A 20,728-nucleotide genomic window follows, 5' to 3' on the forward strand; every position below is an offset into this window, starting at 1 on the left:
CTTTTGGCCCGGGGCGCGGCGAGATCCACCGGATCTCGGATCAGAGGGCGCCGAGCGCCTTGATGTACTCGTTGAGGTCGCGCGCGTCGGGCAGGCCGTTGACGACCGTCCAGCGCACCACGCCCTCCTTGTCGATGATGAAGGTCCCGCGCACCGCGCAGCCCTTGTCCTCGTCGAAGACGCCGTACGCGCGCGAGGTCTCGCCGTGCGGCCAGAAGTCCGAGACGAGCGGGTACTCGAGGCCCTCCTGCTCGGCGAAGACGCGCAGCGTGTGGATGGAGTCGTTGGAGACGGCGATCAGCTGTGTGTCGTCGTTCTCGAAGGTGGGCAGCTCGTCGCGGAGCGCGCAGAGCTCGCCGGTGCACACGCCGGTGAAGGCGAACGGGTAGAACAGCAGCACCACGTTCTTCTCACCGCGGAAGTCGGAGAGCTTCACGGTCCGGCCGTGGTTGTCCTTCAGCTCGAAATCCGGGGCCTTGGTGCCGACCTCGATCGCCATGAAAACGCGTCCCTTCGCTACGTCACCGGGCTGGGCTGTCCGGGTGACTCCCACCCTACGCAGAGGCGCCGGGCGGCCGCGCGGCACCCGGGAAAGCTTCCTGCGGACGTGGGGGAAACGTGCGGGGGAATGTATGAAGGCCCCGGACGGCGTGATGCCGTCGGGGGCCTTCAGGGGCGAGTGCGGTTCAGCGCTTGGCCTTGGCCGCCTTCGGCGTGACCAGACGGCTGCCCGTCCAGTCCTTGCCCGCACTGATGCTCTTGGTCTGGGCGAGACCGGCTGTCTGGGCAGCCTCGTTGATGTCGCTCGGCTCGACGTATCCGTCACGGCCGGTCTTCGGCGTCATCAGCCAGACCGTACCGCCGTCCTCGAGCAGACCAATGGCATCCACCAGCGCGTCCGTAAGGTCGCCGTCCTCGTCACGGAACCAGAGCAGGACGACGTCTGCGACGTCGTCGTACTCCTCATCGACGAGATCCTGGCCGGTAGTGGCCTCAATGCCCTCACGGAGCTCCAGCTCGACGTCGTCGTCGTAGCCGATCTCCTGGACCACCTGTCCGGGCTCGAACCCCAGGCGTGCTGCCGGGTTGGTCCGCTCCTCCGCGTGGTCCGCGGTCGCGCTCACGGGTTGCCTCCTGATCATGTTTTGGAAAATGCTGCAGCCACGCGCGTGCGCGGGGCGTTGGCCGTAGTCCACACGGGAGCGGCGGATCGCGCAAGTACCCAGCGTACGAGACCGCCTAAACGGTGACGTTCCCTGCCACGTCGCCGTACTGCCGGCGGGCTCTCTGCGGAGGCCTGTGCTGCCGTCCACACCCTTGACGACCTCGTCCGAGGTCACTACGTCCTTGAACAGCTTATGCGGTTTCGGCCCGGCAAACGGAGTCGAACAGCATTCGGGACCGTATGAACCCCTTGGGCGTATGGTTGCGGTTTGGCCCGACCTATCCTGCCCGATGCCTCCTGACCGGCCGGATACCCGCCCCGGCGCGGCCCACGCGTCCGTGCGGGCACGGCTTCGCGACGCCGGCGGTTACCTCTCGGTAGAGATGACGTTTCACGTCCTCCCGGTACACGATGGGATGGCGTACGCGCAGACACAGCGGGGGCACGCCTCCGTGACCAGGTCCCGTAGTGCAGCACCGAACAGCGAAGGAACAGCGTGGCTTCCGGATCCGATCGCAACCCGATCATCATTGGCGGCCTTCCGAGTCAGGTCCCGGATTTCGATCCCGAAGAGACCCAGGAATGGCTCGACTCCCTCGACGCCGCCGTCGACGAGCGAGGCCGTGAGCGGGCCCGCTACCTCATGCTCCGGCTCATCGAGCGCGCGCGCGAGAAGCGTGTCGCCGTGCCGGAGATGCGCAGTACGGACTACGTGAACACGATCGCCACGAAGGACGAACCGTTCTTCCCCGGCGACGAGGAGATCGAGCGCAAGGTCCTCAACGCGACCCGCTGGAACGCGGCCGTGATGGTGTCGCGGGCGCAGCGTCCGGGTATCGGCGTGGGCGGTCACATCGCCACCTTCGCGTCCTCCGCCTCGCTGTACGACGTGGGTTTCAACCACTTCTTCCGCGGCAAGGACGACGGCCGGGGCGGCGACCAGATCTTCTTCCAGGGACACGCCTCCCCCGGGATCTACGCCCGCGCCTTCCTGCTGGACCGGCTGAGCGAGGCGCAGCTCGACGCGTTCCGCCAGGAGAAGTCGAAGGCGCCGAACGGCCTGTCCAGCTACCCGCACCCGCGGCTGATGCCGGACTTCTGGGAGTTCCCGACCGTGTCGATGGGCCTCGGCCCGCTCGGCGCGATCTACCAGGCTCGGATGAACCGCTACATGGAGGCGCGCGGCATCGCCGACACCTCCGACTCGCACGTGTGGGCCTATCTCGGTGACGGCGAGATGGACGAGCCGGAGTCGCTCGGCCAGCTCTCCATCGCCGCCCGCGAGGGCCTGGACAACCTGACCTTCGTCGTCAACTGCAACCTTCAGCGTCTCGACGGCCCGGTGCGCGGCAACGGCAAGGTCATCCAGGAGCTGGAGTCGCAGTTCCGCGGCGCCGGGTGGAACGTCATCAAGCTGGTCTGGGACCGCTCCTGGGACCCGCTGCTGGCGCAGGACCGCACGGGCATCCTGGTCAACAAGCTGAACACGACGCCGGACGGCCAGTTCCAGACGTACGCCACCGAAACGGGTGCGTACATCCGTGAGCACTTCTTCGGCGACGACCCGCGGCTGCGCGACATGGTCAAGGACATGTCCGACCAGCAGATCCTGCACCTCGGGCGTGGCGGGCACGACCACAAGAAGGTCTACGCGGCGTACGCGGCGGCCAAGGCCCACAAGGGCCAGCCCACCGTGATCCTGGCGCAGACGGTCAAGGGCTGGACGCTGGGGCCGAACTTCGAGGGCCGCAACGCGACCCACCAGATGAAGAAGCTCACGGCCGAGGACCTCAAGCGTTTCCGGGACCGGCTGCACATCCCGATCGCGGACAAGGAGCTGGAGGACGGCAACCCGCCGTACTACCACCCGGGCCGCGAGTCCGAGGAGATCCAGTACATGCACGACCGCCGCAAGGGTCTGGGCGGTTACGTCCCGACGCGTGTGGTGCGGGCGAAGCCTCTGGCCCTGCCCGAGGACAAGACCTACGCGACCGCGAAGAAGGGTTCGGGACAGCAGTCGATCGCCACCACCATGGCGTTCGTCCGCATCCTGAAGGAACTCATGCGGGACAAGGAGATCGGCAAGCGTTTCGTGCTGATCGCACCCGACGAGTACCGCACCTTCGGCATGGACGCGTTCTTCCCGAGCGCGAAGATCTACAACCCGCTCGGCCAGCAGTACGAGTCGGTGGACCGCGATCTGCTGCTCGCGTACAAGGAGTCGCCGACCGGTCAGATGCTGCACGACGGCATCTCCGAGGCGGGCTGCACGGCCTCGCTGATCGCCGCGGGTTCGGCGTACGCCACGCACGGCGAGCCGCTGATCCCGGTGTACGTCTTCTACTCGATGTTCGGTTTCCAGCGCACGGGTGACCAGTTCTGGCAGATGGCCGACCAGCTCGCGCGCGGCTTCGTCCTGGGTGCCACCGCCGGCCGTACGACGCTGACGGGCGAGGGCCTCCAGCACGCGGACGGGCACTCGCAGCTGCTCGCGTCGACGAACCCGGGCTGTGTCGCGTACGACCCGGCGTTCGGGTACGAGATCGCGCACATCGTCAAGGACGGGCTGCGCAGGATGTACGGCGAGAACAGTGAGGACGTCTTCTACTACCTCACCGTGTACAACGAGCCGATCCAGCACCCGGCCGAGCCCGCGGACGTGGACGTGGAGGGCATCCTGGCGGGTGTCCACCGCTACAGCAGTGGCGAGCGGGGCGAGATCCCGGCCCAGATCATGGCGTCCGGTGTGGCGGTCCCCTGGGCGGTCGAGGCACAGCGCATCCTCGCCGACGAGTGGAACGTGAAGGCGGACGTCTGGTCGGCGACGTCCTGGAACGAGCTGCGGCGCGAGGCCGTGGACGTGGAGCGCTACAACCTGCTGCACCCGGAGGAGGAGCAGCGCGTCCCGTACGTGACGCGCAAGCTGTCCGGTGCGCAGGGGCCGTTCGTGGCGGTCTCGGACTGGATGCGGTCCGTGCCGGACCAGATCGCGCGCTGGGTGCCCGGCCCGTACCAGTCGCTGGGCGCCGACGGTTTCGGCTTCGCGGACACGCGCGGGGCCGCTCGCCGGTTCTTCCACATCGACGCGCAGTCGATCGTGCTGGCGGTGCTCACGGAGCTCGCGAAGGAGGGCAAGGTGGACCGTTCGGCGCTGAAGACCGCGGTCGACCGTTACGACCTCCTGGACGTGGCCGCGGCCGACCCCGGTGCGGCCGGCGGCGACGCGTAGGGACGGGACGCACGACGCGGGGCGGCGGGATCCGAAGGGGTCCGGCCGCCCCGCGGTGCTGTGTGCGGGTCAGTTCTCCCAGATCTTGAAGGCCCGTACCTGGTACGGGGTGCGCGGGGTCCAGGTGCCGCCGCCCGGGTAGGTCTCGAACTCGCCGGTCTCCTCGCACTCCGCCGACTGGTAGGCGGTGACGGGCCTGCCGGTGCGGTTGGCCAGCGACTGGACGGTGGCGCCCGGTTTCAGCGGGACGCAGCTCTCGATGTCGACGCCGGACAGCTCGTGGACCTGCCGGGTGCCGGTGAAGTCGGGCTCGGCCCAGAGGCAGAGCTGGCCGGCCCGGCAGTCCCCGAGCCGGCCGGACACGGCCCGGACCGGGGCCTGCGGGGCCACGGCCTGGACCGGAGCCTGTGGGACCAGGGCGGTGGCGGCCAGGGCGGCCGCGAGAACGGTCGTACGCATGTGAATCAACCCCCGTGCTGATGTAGATCTTGCGCACCCACTCTGAGCTGCGCGGCAGCGGTACGGGAAGAGCACGGGGGCCGGGACCACCCTGATAGGCGACAGCCCCGCCGGAACGTTCCGGCGGGGCTGTTGGACGCGCTGTGTTGACGCCGCGAGGCGGCCGCGAGGACCGGTCGGACGTGACCGTCGCGAGGACCGGTCAGATGTGACCGCCGCCCATGCCCGCCTCGGCGTTCTCCCCGCGCTTGGTCAGGGTGGCGACCAGTGCGGCGATGACCGCGACGATGCCGGCGACCATGAACGCCGTGCTCATGCCCGAGACGAAGGTGTCGTGGGCGACGTTCACGATCTTGCCGGCGACCTCCGGCGGGGTTCCCTCGGCGACCGGCGGCATGCCGACCTTGATGGCGGAGGACGCCTGGTCCAGCTGCTCGGGCGACAGCGGCGGAAGCTGTGCTTCCTTCCAGTTGCCGGGCAGCTCGGAGTCGACGCCGGCTGCCATGATCGCGCCCAGCACCGCCGTACCGAGGCTGCCACCGACCTGCATGGCCGCCTGCTGCAGACCGCCCGCGACGCCGGAGAGCTCCATCGGGGCGTTGCCCACGATGACCTCGGTGGCGCCGACCATGACCGGCGCGAGGCCGAGGCCGAGCAGGGCGAACCAGATCGACATGGTGAAGGTGCCGGTGTCGACGGTCAGCTGGGACATGCCGAACATCGCGATCGCGGTGCACACCATGCCGCCGACGAGCGGTACCCGCGGGCCGAACTTGGTGATCATCGCGCCCGCGATCGGCGAGGCGACGATCATCATGCCGGTCAGCGGCAGCAGGTGCAGACCGCTGTCGACCGGGCTCAGGCCGTGCACGTTCTGGAGGTAGAAGGTGACGAAGAAGAGACCGCCCATGAAGCCGAAGGCCATCAGCACCATCAGGACCGTGCCGGCGGACAGCGGTACGGACCGGAACATCGCCAGCGGGATCAGCGGTTCCCTCACACGCTGCTGGACGAGGGCGAAGGCGACGAACAGCGCGACGGCGGCGACCAGGAAGCCGACCGTCTTGGTGTCTCCCCAGCCCCACTCCGCACCCTTGATGAGCGCCCAGATCAGGCAGAACATCGCGCCGGACAGCAGCACGATGCCGGCGATGTCGAAGGAGCGCGGGGCGTTCTCGGCGCGGTGGTCCTTGAGGATCAGCACGCCCATGACGAGGGCGATCACGCCGACCGGCACGTTGATGAAGAAGACGGACTGCCAGCTGACGTGCTCGACGAGCACACCGCCCAGGATCGGGCCGCCCGCGGTCGAGGCGCCGATCACCATGCCCCAGATGCCGATCGCCATGTTCAGCTTCTCGGCCGGGAAGGTGGCGCGCAGAAGGCCGAGCGCGGCCGGCATCAGCAGGGCGCCGAAGAGGCCCTGCAGCACGCGGAACGTGATCACCAGGACCACGCTGCCGGAGAAGCCGATGGCCGCCGACGCCGCGGCGAAACCGACGACACCTATGAGGAAGGTCTGACGGTGGCCGAACCGGTCACCGAGCTTGCCCGCGGTGATCAGGGAGACCGCGAGGGCGAGCATGTAGCCGTTGGTGATCCACTGGACGTCGGCGAGCGAGGCGCCGAGGTCCTGCTGGATCGCGGGGTTGGCGATCGCGACGATCGTGCCGTCGAGCGCGACCATCATCACGCCGATGGCCACGGCGAAGAGCGTCAGCCAGGGGTGGCCGCGCAGTCCCTTGGCAGGTACGGAGCCGGCCGGGTCCTGGGGCTCCCGCGACGCCTTCTCTAGGGTGGGCTGACTAGTCATACGCGCGAGATTAGTGTCAGCCGCTGACAGTTGACAAACCAATTCACAAGTCGGTAACTGTCACGTAGCTCACACGTAGCGCACAGTAGGCTGAGCTGGACAAAGCAGGGAAAAGAGGACCAGTTCAGTGACCGACGGGCAGCAAGTCGCAGGCCTTCCGACCGGGCTGCGCGAACGCAAGAAGCGACGCACCCGGGATGCCCTGCTCCGTGCCGCCCTGGACCTCTTCACCACCCAGGGTTACGAAGCGACCACCGTCGACGAGATCGTCGACGCCGTCGAGGTCTCCCAGCGCACCTTCTTCCGCTACTTCGCCGGCAAGGAGTCGGTCGTCTTCGCCGTCCAGGACATGGTGGAGTCGCGCTTCATCCTGGAACTGCGTCAACGCCCCGCCACCGAACCCCCTTTCGAGGCCATGCGCCGTGCAGTCCTGTGCGCCTGGAACAGTATCGGAGAGGCCGTCGAGGCCCTCGTCCCGGTCGAACTCCACATGCGGACCTACCAGATGATCGAGTCGACGCCCTCCCTGCTCGCCGCCCACATGCGGCGCAGCGTCGCCGTGGAGGAGCAGATCGCCGGGCTCATCGCCGAGCGCGAGAGCCTGGACCTGGCGCGGGATCCGCGCCCGCGCGTCGCCGTCGCCGCGTTCTGCGGGGTGATGCGGGTGACCGGACAGCTGTGGGGGCGGAGCTGCGACGGCAGCATGGACTCGCTGCGGACGCTGACCGAGGCCTATCTGGACCAGTTGGGCCCGGCGCTGGCCGGGGACTGGCGCGCGCGTCCCGCCACGACGGCACACCTCAACTGACGGGACCGTGTGCCGCACGCCTCAGACGCGGGACATGACCGACCTCACAACAGGCGGGCCGCGACGGCCCGATGGGGCCCTCCGACGGCATCCGGCGCCGCGCAGCGTGGCGCAAGGCCGTACACAGCGTGAGGAAAACGGGCTTTCATTCCCCACACCCGGGTGATGTGCGTCACCCGCTCAACGAAGCCCCGCGCGCGTCTCCTAATGTGTGGCGCAGTGACTTCCTTCGACTCCTCCCCCACGCTCACCGCCTGGCGCGCTCTTCTCGCCGTCGCGGTCGTGTTCGTGATGCTGGCGACCACCGGTTGGACCGCCGTGCGTCATCAGCACTCCGACGCGCCACGCACCGCCGCACTCGCTTCCTGGGCCAAGGGGTCGATAGCGGGACACGCGCTTCCCGCGGCGGATGCGCCTCCGTACAGGCTGGCGCACTTCTTCGCCGCTCTCACGGATGCGCAGCAGGCCGGTCTGGCCCGCAAGTACCCCCTCGTCGTGGGAAACCTGAACGGCGCCCCGGTCACCCTGCGTTACCGGGCCAACCGGCTGGCGCTGGAACAGGCGCGCACGGCCGAGCAGACCCGCATCCACGACCCGAGGCTCTCGCCCGACGGCCGCGCCGACGCGCAGCGCCGGGTGGACCGCTTCCGGTCGATGCTCGCCGCGGGCCGCCACTTCCTCGCGTTCGACCCGTCGGGCCGGGGCCACGCCGCCGAGGTGTTCGGTGACCTGGACCGGGCCGAGCGGGTCTCGGTGGTCGTCCCGGGCGTCGACACGAACCTGCTGACGCTGGAGCGCACCGGGCGCAAGACGAACGCCGCCCCCGTGGGCATGGCCAAGTCCCTGTACGCGGCCGAGCACTCCGCGCATCCGGGCGTGCGGACCGCGGTGATCGCCTGGGCCGACTACACGGCGCCGGCCGGCATCGGCATGGACGCGGCCCTGGGCAACCTCGCCGAGCGCGGGGCCGTCCGGCTCGACGCGCTCGTGAAGTCGCTCCCGGGAACCGCTCCCGTCTCGCTGTTCTGCCACAGCTACGGCTCCGTCCTGTGCGGCGTCGCCGCGGACGAACTGCCCGGCCGGGTGACGGACATCGCGGTCGCGGGAAGCCCCGGCATGCGGGCCGACAACGCCGGACAGTTGCACACCCGGGCCAACGTCTGGGCGATGCGGGACCATGACGACTGGATCGCGGACGTACCGAACCTGGAGTTCGGCGGCCTCGGCCACGGCGCCGATCCGGTCGATCCGGACTTCGGCGCGCGGATCGCCTCGGCGGGCGACGCGGTCGGTCACAGCGGCTACTTCGAACCGGGGACCGAGAGCCTCGGCAACTTCGCCGCGATCGGCGCGGGCGCCTACGACTCCGTGACCTGTGCCCGGTCCGACAGCGGCTGCCACGAACAGATTTCCGGCCACGCGACGGTCTGACGCGCACAAAGACCGGTGCGCACGGGTCTGACGCGCGTAGAGAACCGCGACCGGCCAGGAATTGCGAGTGCCTCCGAGGGGGGACGAGCGGGCATGTGCCGCATACGATGTGGCACATGGGTGATGTGCTGGCCGGAATTCATGCCACCTGGGAGTTCGACACCGACTCCGTGCTCATCCGCTTCGAACGGGGTATCCGCACGCCGAGGCTCCTCCAGAGCCTCCGTGAGCGCCGCGTCCCGCATGCGGCGCTGTCGTCGGTGACGCTCACCCCGGGCAAGCGGGGCACGGTGGTGCTGCGTGCGGTCCCGAGACCCGGTGCCGATCCGCTGGTGGAGGCGGCTGCCGGGCAGCTGAAGGACGGCTGCGATCCGTACCGCCTGGTCCTCCCCGCCGAACGGGAGACGCTCGCCGAGTACTACGCGGACGAGCTGCGCGCGCTGCTGGGCCCCGAGGCCGGCGAACCCGCCGACCGGTTCCTGGTCGCGGCGCCCGAGGCGCCGATGCGCTTCAAGGCGTACGACGGCAGGGCCAGCTTCGACGGCGACCGGATCTCGTTCCGGTGGTTCTGGACGGGCGCCTCCTCGGAGAAGTGGAAGGCGGGCGACCAGACGTTCCCGGTCACGGAACTGAGCGGCGTCGAGTGGCGTTCGCCCGAGGCCTTCGAGGGCTATCTGCGGCTCGTACCGCGCGGCCTGGAGTCCATGGCTCCGCCCGCCGGAGCCTCGGCCGCCGCCCCCGGAGCGGGCCTGCTGACGAGCGCCGCCCCGAGTACGCAGCCGCTGGCGGGGCGCCCGACCCGGGCCGATCAGGATCCGGCCGCGGTGATCTTCGGCCTCGGCTACGGTCCGGTGCACGAGTCGCTGCCCTTCGCCGCGGCCGTCCTGGAATCCGTCCGCAGGAAGCACTCCACGCCGGTCGTGGCCGCGTTGGCGGGTGCGGGACGCCGGGACCCGGCGGACATCGCGGAGCGGATCCGCCATCTCGGCGAGCTCCATCAGGCGGGTCTGGTGACGGACGAGGAGTTCAGCGCGAAGAAGGCCCAGCTGCTCGCCGAGCTGTGACGCGTACCAGCGGGGTCATACCGTCGTACGAGAAGGGCGGCGGCTGACCGGAACCCCGGTATGACGCCGCCAGGTGGCCCCGCTGCCTACCCTGAGCAGGCCATGCCGACTTCCTCCCCGCCTCCGCCGTCATCGCCGCCGCCCGCTCCCCCGCACCCGCCGGCGGACGGGCTGCTGAGCGCCGCCCGCCGCAATCTGCGCGAGACCGGCCACGCGCTGTCCCACCCCTCCCATCCCCCGACACCGCTCCTGGCCGGTGCGCCCAGGCGGTGGCAGCGGCTGCTGCCGTACGCCGCCGTCGTGGCGCTCGTCGCCGTCTTCCTCCCGGTCACGATCAACGTCCTGACCGCCCAGTACGAAATGGACGCCGGCATCGCGGGAGCGCTCGCCGTCGCGCAGGCCGCACCCCTGCTGATGCTGGCGCACCGGCCGCTCCAGGCCTGGTGGATCATCTTCCCGGCCCAGATCCTGGGTGCGGTCGTGCTGCTCGGGGTGGACGGCGGGCAGAGCCAGGCCTGGCCGTGGACGCCGCCCGGCCTCATCGCCTACCTCTTCCTGCTCCTGGCGCTGGGCCTGCGCGAGCAGCGGCGGACCCTGGCCGCCGTCTGGCTGGCCACGGGCGCGGCGGGGCTCGTCCTGTACCTGGTCTCCCCCCACCGCGGCACCGACAACTCGGTCCTGATGTTCATCCTCGGTGGCGTGGTGCTGGTGGTCGGCGCGACGGTACGCGAAAGGGGTGACGCCCAGCGCCGGCTCGCCGAGCAGGAGACCATCAGCGAGGCCGAGCGGGCGCAGCGGACGCTGCTGGAGGAACGGACCAGGATCGCCCGCGAGCTGCACGACGTGGTCGCGCACCACATGTCGGTGATCACGGTCCAGGCCGACTCCGCCCCGTACCGGCTGCAGGGGCTGTCCGACGAGGCGAGCGAGGAGTTCGGCTCGATCGCCGCGAGTGCGCGGGAGTCCCTCGCGGAGATGCGGCGGCTGCTGGTGGTGCTGCGCAGCGAGGGTACGGAGGGCGAGCGGGCGCCTCAGCCGGGGCTCGACCGGGTGCAGCAGCTGGTGGAGGCGACGGTACGGGCCGGGCTGCCGGCCGAACTGTCGCTGCCCGCCGGGCTGGAGGGTGTCCCGCCGGCGGTGGACCTGTCCGCGTACCGCATCGTTCAGGAGGCCCTGGCGAACGTGGTCCGGCACGCGCCGGGTGCCCGGACCCGGGTGTCGGTCAGCTCCGACGGTGCGCATCTGACCGTGCTGGTCGTCAACGACGCGCCGCCGAGGACGGGTTCGACGCTCGCTCCGCGTACTCCGGTGGAGACGACGGGCACGGGACACGGGCTGGTCGGCATGCGTGAACGCGTACGGTTGACCGGCGGAACGCTGGACACCGGGCCGCTGCCGGACGGCGGCTTCCGGGTGGCCGCGCGGCTCCCGCTGCCACCGGCGGCGGCTCCTTCTTCCGCATCCGCCCCGCCCCCGCCCCCGGCTCCGGAGGACTCGTGACCATCCGTGTGATCATCGTCGACGACCAGGCCATGGTGCGGGCGGGGTTCGCGGCGCTGCTGGCGGCGCAGGCCGACATCGACGTGGTCGGTGAGGCGCCGGACGGGCGCCGGGGCGTCGACGTCAGCCGCCGCACGCATCCGGACGTGGTCCTGATGGATGTGCGGATGCCCGAGATGGACGGCCTGGCGGCGGCCCGCGAACTGCTGAACCCGCCGGTGGGCGTGGTGCACGTGCCGAAGGTGCTGATGCTCACCACCTTCGACGTGGACGACTACGTGTACGAGGCGCTGCGCGCCGGCGCGTCCGGCTTCCTGCTGAAGGACGCCCCGCCTGCGGACCTGATCTCGGCGGTCCGGGTGGTGGCGGCCGGCGACGCGCTGCTGGCGCCTTCCGTGACGCGCCGCCTGATCGCGGACTTCGCCCGGCAGCGGCCGTCCGGAGCGTCCCGCAGTGGTCCCGCGCTGCGGCTGAACGGGCTGACCCCGCGCGAGACGGAGGTGCTGGAGCTGATCGCGCGGGGGCTGTCGAACCAGGAGATCGCGGGGCAGTTGGTGCTGGCGGAGCAGACGGTGAAGACCCATATCGGGCGGGTGCTGGCCAAGCTGGACCTGCGCGACCGTGCGCAGGCGGTGATCTTCGCGTACGAGGCGGGGCTGGTGGTGCCGGGCGAGGGGTAACCGCCGGGGCTGCCGTCCGGCGATCGAGGACGAAGCGGCCGCCGGACGGCCCCGGCAACCCCGTACACCCCCTACCCCGGTATCACCCCGCGGTTGGCCCCCCGGTGTGACGCCCCGGCGCCCACCCTCTTCCTACCTTCCTCCCCGACGCGCCGAACGGCGTGCGGGAGCCGGTTCAGCCGGAGAGGGAGGGTCGGATGCGCCGCTACGCGAGGACCTTGGTCGCGGTCGCCCTGGCGACCGCCGTCGTGTCAGGGACCGCCGGCTGGGCGTCGGGCAACGCCCAGCAGGCACTGACGGGGCCGCCCCCCGGCACGGCCGCCTGGCGGTCGGACCACGTACTGGGCCGGGAGCTGCCCGATCCGGCGCGGGAGACGCCCGCCGAAGTGGCCCGGTTCTTCGCCGGGTTGAGCGAGCGGGACCAGCAGTCCCTGGTCGCACGGCATCCGCTCGTCGTCGGCAACCTCGACGGCGCGCCCGTCGAACTCCGCTACCGGGCCAACGCCCTGGCCCTGAAGGCCGATCCCGACCCCCGGTACGCGAGCCTCGCCGCGGACCCGCAGCGCCACATACTCGCGTTCGACCCGCGCGGACGCGGCCAGGTCGCCGAGGTCTTCGGCGACCTGACCACGGCGCGCCACGTGTCGGTCGTGGTGCCGGGCTCCGACATCGACGCCGGGACCTTCGACCGTGAGAGCGACGTGTACGGGACGCCCGCCGGCATGGCCGGGTCGCTGTACGCGGAGACCGGTCCGGGCAGCGCGGTGATCGCCTGGGCCGGATACACCACGCCCGTCGGCGTCGGGGTGGACGCCGCGACCGGCTCGCTCGCCGAAGCCGGAGCGGACCGTCTGGCCCGCCTCACGGACGGCCTCGCCGCCACCGGGGCGCCCGAGCCCACGGTGTTCTGCCACAGCTACGGCTCCGTCGTCTGCGGCCTCGCCGCGCCCCGGCTGCGCGCCGGTGACCTGGTCGTCCTCGGCTCCCCCGGGATGCGCGCCGACGACGTCGACGACCTGCACACCGATGCCCGGGTGTGGGCCGCCAAGGACCCCGACGACTGGATCGACAACGTCCCGAACGTCGAGTTCGCGGGCCTCGGCCACGGCGCCGACCCGACCTCCCCGGAATTCGGCGCCCGCCGGGTGCCCGCCGGTGACGCCCATGGCCACACCGGCTACTTCGCCCCCGGCACCGAATCCCTCCACGCCTTCGCCGCGATCGCCGAAGGCACCTACGCGGACGGGGACAGCCGATGAGCCTGCACGCCCTCGCCTCCCGTATCGAGGCCCGTACGCCCGCCCATCGCGACCGCGCCCTCGACGGCCTGCGCGCCCTGGCCCTGCTCGCCGTCCCCACCGGGCACTGGCTGCTCGGCGGATTCCGGCTCGACGACGGCGGGGCGCTGCACAACGCGAGCCCGCTCTCGGCCTTCGGCGCACTCGCCCCGTTCAGCTGGGTGCTCCAGATGCTGGGCGTCTTCTTCCTCGTCGGCGGGTACGCCTCGGTGCTCTCCTACCGCCGGAGGAAGTCGACGACGGGCGCCTGGCTGCGCGGGCGGATGGCCCGACTGGGCCGGCCGGTGCTCGGGGTGACGGCCGTCTGGGCGGCGATGATCCCGGTGCTGCACGTGCTCGGGGTACCGGGCGACACCCTGCGGACCGGGTCGACGCTGGTGATCCAGCCGCTCTGGTTCGTCGGCGTGTACGCGGTGGTCACCGCGCTGACCCCGTACTGCATCCGCATGGCGAGACGGCTCGGCGGCTGGGCCGCGGCCCCGCTGCTCGGCGCGGTCGCCGCCGTCGATCTGCTGCGTTACGGGCCGCTCGGTGACGCCGTGCCGTCCTGGCTGAGCCTGCTCAACATCCTTCCCGGCTGGCTCTTCGCGTACCAGCTCGGCGTCTCCTGGGCCGAGGGCCGGATCGGGAGGCGGGGCGCCCGGCTGCTGCTCGTCGGCGGCGGCGTGCTGTTCGCCGCTCTGCTGCTGTTCTTCCACTACCCGGCGTCGATGGTCGGGGTGCCGGGCGAGGCGCGTACCAACTCGCATCCCCCGTCGCTGCTGGTCCTCGCTCTGGGCGCCGCGCAGAGCGGTGCGGCGATCCTGCTGCGGAGGCGGATCGGCCGGCTGCTGCGCAGGCCGCTGGCGTGGGCGCCGGTCGTCGTCGTCAACCTGTCGGCGATGACGATCCTGTGCTGGCACCAGACGGCGATGCTCGCCGCGGCGGTCCCGGCGTCCTTCGCGGGAACGGTGCCCGGACTCACGACCGGTCCGGACACGCTCGGCTGGGTCCTGGCCCGGCTGGCCTGGATGCCGGTGTTCGCGGGACTGCTCGTGCTGATCGCCCGGTACGCGCGCCGCTTCGAGGCGCCGTGGAAGGCGGGGACGCGAGCCGCGAACGCCCGCCGCGCACTGGCGGGGGTGCTCGCGGCGGGCTTCGCGGTGTTCGCGCTGGGGCTGGCGTGAGGCCGGGCCCGCGCGTCCTGCTCGCGCGCGGTGACCGGCCCCGGGTCCTACTCGCGCGCGGTGGCCGTGTTGCTCATGTCCGGGTAGCGGTCGCCCGCCACCTGGCCGGCGATCGGCTCCAGCAGGGCCAGCTCCTCGGCGGTCAGCGTCAGCCGGGTCGCGCCGACGTTCTCCAGCAGCCTGCTGCTCTTGCGGGTGCCGGGGATCGGCACGACGGCCAGCCCGTGCACCTGCGCCCGCTGCTGCACCCAGGCCAGCGCCACCTGGGCGGCGGTCGCCCCGTGCGCGGCGGCGATCTTGTGGACCGGCTCCAGCAGTGCCGCGTTGGTCTTCGCGTTGTCGCCGGTGAAGCGCGGCTGGAACTGCCGGAAGTCGTTCTTCCCCAGCTCCTTGCCGGCGTCCGCGAACGCCCCGGTCAGGAAGCCCCGGCCGAGCGGCGAGTACGGCACGAACGTCACGCCCAGCTCGACGGCGGCGGGCACGGCGCTGCGCTCGACGTCCCGGCTGAAGAGCGACCACTCGGACTGGAGGGCGGCGATGGGGTGCACGGCGTGCGCCTCGCGCAGCTCCGCGCCGGTCACCTCGCTCAGCCCGAGCTGCTTGACCTTGCCCGCCCGCACCAGCTCCGCCATCGCGCCGACGGACTCCGCCAGCGGGATCTCCGGGTCGCGGCGGTGCATGTAGTAGAGGTCGATGACGTCGGTGTTCAGCCGCCGCAGGCTGTTCTCGACGGCCTGACGGATGTACGCGGGGTCGTTGCGCACGCCCCGGTAGTGCGGGTCGTCCTCGCGCCGCTCGATGGCGAACTTCGTGGCGAGGGTGATCTCGTCCCGGTGCGCGCCGACGAAGGGTGCGATGAACGTCTCGTTGGCGCCGAGGCCGTAGACGTCGGCGGTGTCGAAGAGCGTGACGCCGGCGGCGAGAGCCGTCTCCAGGGTCTCGCGGGCCGCGGCCTCGTCGGTGTCTCCGTAGAACTCGCTCATGCCCATGCAGCCGAGCCCCTGCACACCGACCTGCGGGCCGTTCAGGCCGAGCTCCACGGTCTCGATCTTCTTGTCACTCATCAGGCCCTGGGCCTTTCCGGCGCCCGCTGGGCGCCTGCGTAGAACTCGATCTTGTAGTCGAGGACGGCGAGCGTGTCCTGGAGCTCCGCGATCCGCGTCCTCACGTCGCGGCGGGTCGCCTCCAGCAGTTCCTTGCGCTCGTCGAAGGTGTGGTCGCCCTCGCGCAGCAGCTCCGCGTACCGGACCATGTCGGCGACCGGCATCCCGGTCAGCCGCAGCTTGCCCACGAAGCCGAGCCAGTCCAGGTCGGCGTTGGTGAAGCGGCGCTGTCCCGTGTGCGAGCGGTCGACGTGCGACATCAGCCCGATCCGCTCGTACCAGCGCAGCGTGTGGGCGCTCAGCCCGGTGAAGGCGGCCACCTCACTGATGGTGTAGCGGTCCTGGCCCTCGGGACGCGGGTGGGGCCGGGGGCCCGATGCGCAGGTGTCCACCCCTGCCGAGGTGGTCCGCGCCGCCGTCTCCGTCTCCGTCACCGTCATGTCCTCCACGCTAGAACCCTGGAGTGCACTCTAAGCAAGCGCAATCGGATGCGAGTTTCGGCCACAACCGCGCACGACCTAGTCTCGTACGTATGCAGAGCCTGGCGATGATCGAGAACTGGCCCGTCCCCACCGCGGCGGCGGCCGTCGTACGAGCGGACGGCACCGTCGTCGGTACGCACGGCCCCACCGCACACCGCTTCCCGCTCGCCTCCGTCACCAAGCCGCTCGCGGCGTACGCGGCGCTGGTGGCGTACGAGGAGGGCGCGGTCGAGCTGGACGAGCCGGCCGGCCCCGAGGGTTCCACGGTCCGGCACCTGCTGGCCCACACCAGCGGCCTCGCCTTCGACGAGCACCGGGTCACGGCCCCGCCCGGCACCCGGCGGCTGTACTCGAACGCGGGCTTCGAGGTACTCGGCGACCACATCGCGAAGGCGACGGACATCCCGTTCGCGGAATACCTGCGCCAGGCGGTCCTGGAACCCCTGGGCATGACCGCGACCACGCTGGACGGCTCCCCGGCCCGCGACGGCGTCTCGACGGTCGAGGACCTGGCGCGCTTCGCCGCCGAGGTCCAGGCCCCGCGCCTGCTCGACCCGCGCACGGTGCTGGAGGCGCAGACGGTCGTCCACCCGGGCCTGAAGGGCGTACTGCCGGGCTACGGCCACCAGAACCCGAACGACTGGGGCCTCGGCTTCGAGATCCGCGACCACAAGGCCCCGCACTGGACGGGCACGCGCTCCTCCCCCGCGGCGTTCGGCCACTTCGGCCAGTCGGGCACGTTCCTGTGGATCGACCCGGCGGCGGGCGCGGCCTGCGTGGCACTCGCCGACCGCGCGTTCGGCCCGTGGGCGGCGGAGGTCTGGCCCCCGTTCACGGACGCGGTACTGGCGGAGCTGTCGGCGTAACCGGCTCGGCCGCGACCGGCCCTGCGGCGGTCAGGCACTCGAACCACACGGCCTTCCCGCCGCCGTCCCGGCGCGCCTCGACGCCCCACTTGTCGGCGAGGGCGTCGACGAGCAGCAGTCCTCTCCCGCGCTCGTCGAGGGTGGCCGACTCGGCGATGCGGGGCAACTGCGGACAGTCGTCGGCGACTTCGACGCGTACGCCCTCGCCGCCCGGCAGCCGGAAGACGAAGGTCTGACACCTCCGCCCCGGAACATGCTGGACCACGTTGGCGATCAGCTCGGTGAGCACGAGCTCGGCGGCGTCGGCGAGGTCGGCCATGCCCCACCCGGCGAGGTAGAGCCGCAGGATGCGCCGCAGATGCCGGGCGGAGTGCTCGCCCATGGCGAAGTCGGCCCGGTAGACGGGTTCTTCGTGCGCACCGGAGTCGGTCCGGGGAGCAGATGCGTGATTCATGTCACCATCGTGCGAGCGGATGACTACGCTCGGCTACGTACGGAACCGAACGCCGCGAGGCGTTGCACCCCGGAGGTCCGCCGTGGCCAACATCCAGACGCTCGACCCCAGCGCCTCGCCCCTGGACTACTACGGCTGGGAGTTACGCCGTCTGCGCGAGGCCGCCGGTCTGAACCAGACCCAGTTGGGCGACATCATCTTCTGCACGGGCTCGCTGATCGGCCAGATCGAGACGACGAAGAAGGTCCCCACCCGCGACTTCTCCGAACGGGTCGACGCGGCCCTGGGCACGGACGGGCTGTTCTCCCGCCTGATGGGCCTGGTCCTGCGCAGCCAGCTGCCGGCCTGGTTCCAGCCGTATGCGGAGATGGAGGCGAAGGCGACGTACATCTCCACGTACCAGGCGCAGTTGGTGTACGGGCTGTTGCAGACGGAGGGGTATGCGCGGGCGGTTCTGGCGACCGGTATGCCTGATGATCTGGACGGCCTGCTCGCCGCCCGGCTGGAGCGCCAGCGCATCCTGGAGCGCGAACGGCCGCCGCTGGCCTGGGCTGTTCTGGACGAGGCGGTGCTGTACCGGCCGATCGGCGGCCATGAGGTCATGCGTACCCAACTGACGCGGCTGTTGGAGTTCTCCGCGAACCGCTGGATGCGGATCCAGGTGTTGCCTTTTGCGGCCGGTGAACACACCAGCTTGGACGGGTCGTTCAACCTTCTGCGCTTCGATGACGACCCAGACATCATCTACACAGAAGACCTCATCTCCGGCCACATGACCGCCAGCCCCGACACCATCCGGGAGGCCTCACTCCGCTACGCTCACCTACAGGCTGCCGCACTCTCCGTGGAGGATTTGGCGGCTCTGATCGCCCGCGTGATGGAGGAGCGTTATGGAGACCGGCCCCGGCCTGAACAACACGCAGTGGCGTAAGTCGAGCTACAGCGGAAGTACCGGCGGCGACTGCGTCGAGTGCACCGTGACCGGCGGCGCGACCTGGCGCACCTCCTCGTACAGCGGGCCGAACGGCGGCGAGTGCGTCGAGGTAGCCGCCGGCACCTGCGGCTCCGTCCCCGTCCGCGACAGCAAGGTCCACGGCGGCCCCGTCATCGTGATCGGGCCGTCGCGTGGCGCGGGTTCGTGGAGGGCCTTCGCGGGCAGTGACGCCTCTCCTGCCCTACGATGCCGTGCTCTGCGACATCGACGGCGTGATCCGCCATTGGCCGGCCGCCGACGAGTTGGAGCAAGAGCACGGGCTTCCCGTCGGCGCGCTCGCAGCCGCAGCGTTCGCGCCCGTCCGCCTGCACCCGGCCATCACGGGGCAGGTCACCGACGAGCAGTGGCGATCCGCGGTCGCCACCGACCTGGCGGCCCGCCACGGATCGAAGGAACGCGCGGATGGAGCGGTGCGGGCCTGGTCCGCCCTCGTGCCCGTCGTCGACCAGGAAGTCGTCGCGCTGCTCGCGAAGGTGCGCGCGGTCGCGTCCGTTGCCCTGGTCTCCAACGCGACCACTCGGCTGGAGCGGGACCTGGAACGCCAAGGCCTTGCCGACGTCGCCGATGCCGTCGTGAACACCGCGCGCATCGGCGTCGCGAAACCCGATCTCCGTGTGTACCGCATCGCTGCCGAGCTCCTGGGCGTGGCGCTCGACCGCTGCCTGTTCGTCGACGACACCGAAGCCAATGTCACGGCGGCCCGCGAAGCGGGGATGGCCGCCGTCCATTACCGCCGGCTCGAAGATCTGCACGAGGCGCTGTCGCCGCTTCGGCGCGTGGTCTGACTCCCCGCCCCGGACCACCGGCGGGCGGGGACCTCGGCCAGGAGGACCGGGCTGCCCCACACCCCACCCTGGGCGCTGCCTGCCAGGCCGTGGAGGAGATACTTCCACTCCACCGTCCGATCACCATGCGGCGGCTGGTCCCGAAAGGCTCTCCATGCGACTCACCAAGCGGCACCGCGCCACGCTCGCCGCAGCCCTGCTCGGCACGGCTCTCGGCGTCACCCCACTGGCCACGGCCAACGCCGCCGCTGTCGCGATGACCCTGCGTACTTCGGGCACCATCGACACGGTCGGCACCGCCGAGGACGTCGAGATCACCCTCACCACGCCGCCCACCGCCGACAGCTTCGTCGAGCTCGATCTGGGTACCGAGAACGCGGCCCATCTGACCGTCACCGACGACACCGGGGCCGTCCTGGCCCATGAGCCCGTGTACGCCGCCGACTCCCTGGCGACCTTCCGGTTCGGCAAGGAGGACAGCGACCACGACGGCATACCCGGTGCCACCCTCGCTCCGGGCTCCCTGCACGTGCGAGTCACGGCGGACGGGTACGTGGGGACCAGCCTCAATATCAACGCCTATTACATCGACGGCGCCAAGGGCAACCGCATACCGATCAACCCCGCCCATGCCCTGATCAAAATCAAGCAGCCGCACCTCGGTCCGTTCTGGAGCCGGTCTCGCGGGTCCACCGTCTCCGTCGGGATGGCCGATCCCGCCGAGTGCCGTCTGGACACGCTGATGCAGCTGAGCACTCCACCGGCTTCCACCCGCAACCGGCTGACGTTCACCGCACAGCAGATCGCCAAGACCGGTTACACCGCCGCCCAGCTGGCCCGCGACGTGCACGTCCAGTACTCCGGCGACGGAGTCACCTACACCGAACGCCCTTGGACCATCGGCTCCGACGGCTCGCTCCGACTGGACATCTCCGAGCACGCCTGGACGGCAGGCACCGTCAAGGCAAGCGACTACCTGCGCCTCACCGCGGTCCGTGGAATCCCCGTCGGATACCTCCAGGGCGCCTTCCAGACCTTCGCCCCGGACGGAACACAGCTCAGCCAGGAGCCCCAGACCCTCAGCTTCATCGACCAGGCGGCGTTCTACGGCCGGGACGGTGCCGGAGTCCTCTGGCAGTACCAGTCCGACAAATTCCGCCACTCCGCGTACCCCACCGCTCGCGCCAGGATCGGCGGCGGCTGGAACGCGTACACCGCACTCACCAAGCTCTCCACTCTCAAGGCCGACGCCACCGGCGATCTCGTCGCCCGCGACAAGGCCGGCGTCCTCTGGCTCTACCAGGGCACCGGCAAGACCAACGCCCCCTTCGCCACCCGCACCCGAGTCGGCGGCGGCTGGAACACGTACACCGAACTTGTCGGCGGCGCCGACCTGACGGGCGACGGCACACCCGACCTGCTCGCCCGCGT

At 70.9% G+C, this 20,728-nt stretch carries 19 protein-coding genes and 1 pseudogene; 13 read left to right on the top strand and 7 right to left on the bottom strand.

Annotation, left to right across the window (positions count from 1 at the left end):
* Positions 1-40: 40 nt before the first annotated feature.
* On the bottom strand, positions 41-499 hold the full coding sequence (locus ACIQMX_RS07770) for a peroxiredoxin (protein ID WP_148017458.1): 459 nt from the start codon (positions 497-499) through the stop codon (positions 41-43).
* A gap of 187 nt (positions 500-686) precedes the next feature.
* A complete protein-coding gene (locus ACIQMX_RS07775) occupies positions 687-1,124 on the bottom strand; it encodes a DUF3052 domain-containing protein (RefSeq protein ID WP_148017457.1) in 438 nt (145 codons plus the stop codon).
* Positions 1,125-1,661: 537 nt separating this feature from the next.
* On the opposite strand from ACIQMX_RS07775, the gene aceE reads away from it, so the two are divergent.
* Positions 1,662-4,394 carry a pyruvate dehydrogenase (acetyl-transferring), homodimeric type gene (gene aceE, locus ACIQMX_RS07780; RefSeq protein WP_363069793.1) on the top strand — a complete coding sequence of 911 codons (2,733 nt, stop codon included), beginning with the start codon at positions 1,662-1,664 and terminating at the stop codon, positions 4,392-4,394.
* A gap of 69 nt (positions 4,395-4,463) precedes the next feature.
* Here the strand turns inward: aceE and ACIQMX_RS07785 are convergent, their stop codons facing one another.
* Both ACIQMX_RS07785 and ACIQMX_RS07790 read right to left on the bottom strand, forming a co-directional pair.
* Positions 4,464-4,853, bottom strand: a complete 390-nt coding sequence (locus tag ACIQMX_RS07785; RefSeq protein WP_402475784.1) for a peptidase inhibitor family I36 protein — start codon at positions 4,851-4,853, stop codon at positions 4,464-4,466.
* Between the two features lie 202 nt (positions 4,854-5,055).
* The gene (locus ACIQMX_RS07790; protein WP_402475785.1) at positions 5,056-6,666 is read right to left on the bottom strand and encodes an MFS transporter; all 1,611 of its coding nucleotides are present in this window, start codon (positions 6,664-6,666) and stop codon (positions 5,056-5,058) included.
* A 127-nt stretch (positions 6,667-6,793) separates the two neighbouring features.
* On the opposite strand from ACIQMX_RS07790, the gene ACIQMX_RS07795 reads away from it, so the two are divergent.
* The 7 genes from ACIQMX_RS07795 to ACIQMX_RS07825 all read left to right on the top strand — a co-directional run bounded on the left by ACIQMX_RS07795 (position 6,794) and on the right by ACIQMX_RS07825 (position 14,613).
* Positions 6,794-7,474 carry a TetR family transcriptional regulator gene (locus ACIQMX_RS07795; RefSeq protein ID WP_363069787.1) on the top strand — a complete coding sequence of 227 codons (681 nt, stop codon included), beginning with the start codon at positions 6,794-6,796 and terminating at the stop codon, positions 7,472-7,474.
* A 219-nt stretch (positions 7,475-7,693) separates the two neighbouring features.
* Positions 7,694-8,905, top strand: coding sequence for an alpha/beta hydrolase (locus ACIQMX_RS07800; protein ID WP_363069785.1), 1,212 nt, complete (start codon positions 7,694-7,696; stop codon positions 8,903-8,905).
* A 116-nt stretch (positions 8,906-9,021) separates the two neighbouring features.
* Complete coding sequence (locus ACIQMX_RS07805; RefSeq protein WP_402475787.1) at positions 9,022-9,969, top strand: DUF4429 domain-containing protein; 948 nt, start codon at positions 9,022-9,024, stop codon at positions 9,967-9,969.
* Positions 9,970-10,071: 102 nt separating this feature from the next.
* Positions 10,072-11,469, top strand: a complete 1,398-nt coding sequence (locus tag ACIQMX_RS07810) for a sensor histidine kinase (protein WP_402475789.1) — start codon at positions 10,072-10,074, stop codon at positions 11,467-11,469.
* Entirely contained in the window at positions 11,466-12,149 is a 684-nt protein-coding gene (locus ACIQMX_RS07815; protein WP_363069779.1) for a response regulator transcription factor, read from the top strand. Before ACIQMX_RS07810 ends, ACIQMX_RS07815 begins: the two co-directional genes overlap by 4 nt.
* Before the next feature lie 197 nt (positions 12,150-12,346).
* On the top strand, positions 12,347-13,408 hold the full coding sequence (locus tag ACIQMX_RS07820; RefSeq protein WP_402475791.1) for an alpha/beta hydrolase: 1,062 nt from the start codon (positions 12,347-12,349) through the stop codon (positions 13,406-13,408).
* Positions 13,405-14,613 (top strand): acyltransferase, encoded by a 1,209-nt coding sequence (locus ACIQMX_RS07825; protein WP_402475793.1) that lies wholly within the window; start codon positions 13,405-13,407, stop codon positions 14,611-14,613. The genes ACIQMX_RS07820 and ACIQMX_RS07825 overlap by 4 nt, the downstream gene beginning before the upstream one ends.
* 47 nt (positions 14,614-14,660) lie before the next feature.
* On the opposite strand, the gene ACIQMX_RS07830 is transcribed toward ACIQMX_RS07825, so the two are convergent.
* Positions 14,661-15,677 (bottom strand): aldo/keto reductase, encoded by a 1,017-nt coding sequence (locus tag ACIQMX_RS07830; RefSeq protein WP_402475794.1) that lies wholly within the window; start codon positions 15,675-15,677, stop codon positions 14,661-14,663.
* Positions 15,677-16,156, bottom strand: a complete 480-nt coding sequence (locus tag ACIQMX_RS07835) for a MerR family transcriptional regulator (RefSeq protein WP_363069771.1) — start codon at positions 16,154-16,156, stop codon at positions 15,677-15,679. The genes ACIQMX_RS07830 and ACIQMX_RS07835 overlap by 1 nt, the downstream gene beginning before the upstream one ends.
* Positions 16,157-16,248: 92 nt before the next feature.
* On the opposite strand from ACIQMX_RS07835, the gene ACIQMX_RS07840 reads away from it, so the two are divergent.
* Positions 16,249-17,064 carry a serine hydrolase domain-containing protein gene (locus tag ACIQMX_RS07840; protein ID WP_363069769.1) on the top strand — a complete coding sequence of 272 codons (816 nt, stop codon included), beginning with the start codon at positions 16,249-16,251 and terminating at the stop codon, positions 17,062-17,064.
* On the opposite strand, the gene ACIQMX_RS07845 is transcribed toward ACIQMX_RS07840, so the two are convergent.
* Positions 17,030-17,518, bottom strand: a complete 489-nt coding sequence (locus ACIQMX_RS07845) for an ATP-binding protein (protein ID WP_402475797.1) — start codon at positions 17,516-17,518, stop codon at positions 17,030-17,032. The two genes, ACIQMX_RS07840 and ACIQMX_RS07845, sit on opposite strands and share 35 nt — an antisense overlap.
* Before the next feature lie 82 nt (positions 17,519-17,600).
* Between ACIQMX_RS07845 and ACIQMX_RS07850 the strand changes: the two genes are divergently transcribed.
* The 4 genes and pseudogenes from ACIQMX_RS07850 to ACIQMX_RS07865 all read left to right on the top strand — a co-directional run.
* On the top strand, positions 17,601-18,449 hold the full coding sequence (locus ACIQMX_RS07850) for a Scr1 family TA system antitoxin-like transcriptional regulator (RefSeq protein WP_402475799.1): 849 nt from the start codon (positions 17,601-17,603) through the stop codon (positions 18,447-18,449).
* A pseudogene (locus ACIQMX_RS07855) lies at positions 18,409-18,609 on the top strand (DUF397 domain-containing protein); the annotation flags it as partial. The gene ACIQMX_RS07850 and the pseudogene ACIQMX_RS07855, both read left to right, overlap by 41 nt.
* Positions 18,610-18,703: 94 nt before the next feature.
* On the top strand, positions 18,704-19,297 hold the full coding sequence (locus ACIQMX_RS07860) for an HAD-IA family hydrolase (protein ID WP_402475801.1): 594 nt from the start codon (positions 18,704-18,706) through the stop codon (positions 19,295-19,297).
* Positions 19,298-19,451: 154 nt separating this feature from the next.
* Positions 19,452-20,728: FG-GAP repeat domain-containing protein (locus ACIQMX_RS07865; RefSeq protein ID WP_402475803.1), on the top strand; the 1,277-nt coding region annotated here is incomplete at its 3' end.

The organism is Streptomyces sp. NPDC091416 (genome assembly GCF_044756845.1).
GTDB lineage: Bacteria > Actinomycetota > Actinomycetes > Streptomycetales > Streptomycetaceae > Streptomyces.

Coding starts and splice junctions, on each gene's coding strand:
- ACIQMX_RS07835 (WP_363069771.1), bottom strand. CDS start 16,156: ATGACGGTGACGGAGACGGAGACGGCGGCGCGGACCACCTCGGCAGGG.
- ACIQMX_RS07785 (WP_402475784.1), bottom strand. CDS start 4,853: ATGCGTACGACCGTTCTCGCGGCCGCCCTGGCCGCCACCGCCCTGGTC.
- ACIQMX_RS07820 (WP_402475791.1), top strand. CDS start 12,347: ATGCGCCGCTACGCGAGGACCTTGGTCGCGGTCGCCCTGGCGACCGCC.
- ACIQMX_RS07825 (WP_402475793.1), top strand. CDS start 13,405: ATGAGCCTGCACGCCCTCGCCTCCCGTATCGAGGCCCGTACGCCCGCC.
- ACIQMX_RS07805 (WP_402475787.1), top strand. CDS start 9,022: ATGGGTGATGTGCTGGCCGGAATTCATGCCACCTGGGAGTTCGACACC.
- ACIQMX_RS07845 (WP_402475797.1), bottom strand. CDS start 17,518: ATGAATCACGCATCTGCTCCCCGGACCGACTCCGGTGCGCACGAAGAA.
- ACIQMX_RS07840 (WP_363069769.1), top strand. CDS start 16,249: ATGCAGAGCCTGGCGATGATCGAGAACTGGCCCGTCCCCACCGCGGCG.
- ACIQMX_RS07770 (WP_148017458.1), bottom strand. CDS start 499: ATGGCGATCGAGGTCGGCACCAAGGCCCCGGATTTCGAGCTGAAGGAC.
- ACIQMX_RS07790 (WP_402475785.1), bottom strand. CDS start 6,666: ATGACTAGTCAGCCCACCCTAGAGAAGGCGTCGCGGGAGCCCCAGGAC.
- ACIQMX_RS07810 (WP_402475789.1), top strand. CDS start 10,072: ATGCCGACTTCCTCCCCGCCTCCGCCGTCATCGCCGCCGCCCGCTCCC.
- ACIQMX_RS07830 (WP_402475794.1), bottom strand. CDS start 15,677: ATGAGTGACAAGAAGATCGAGACCGTGGAGCTCGGCCTGAACGGCCCG.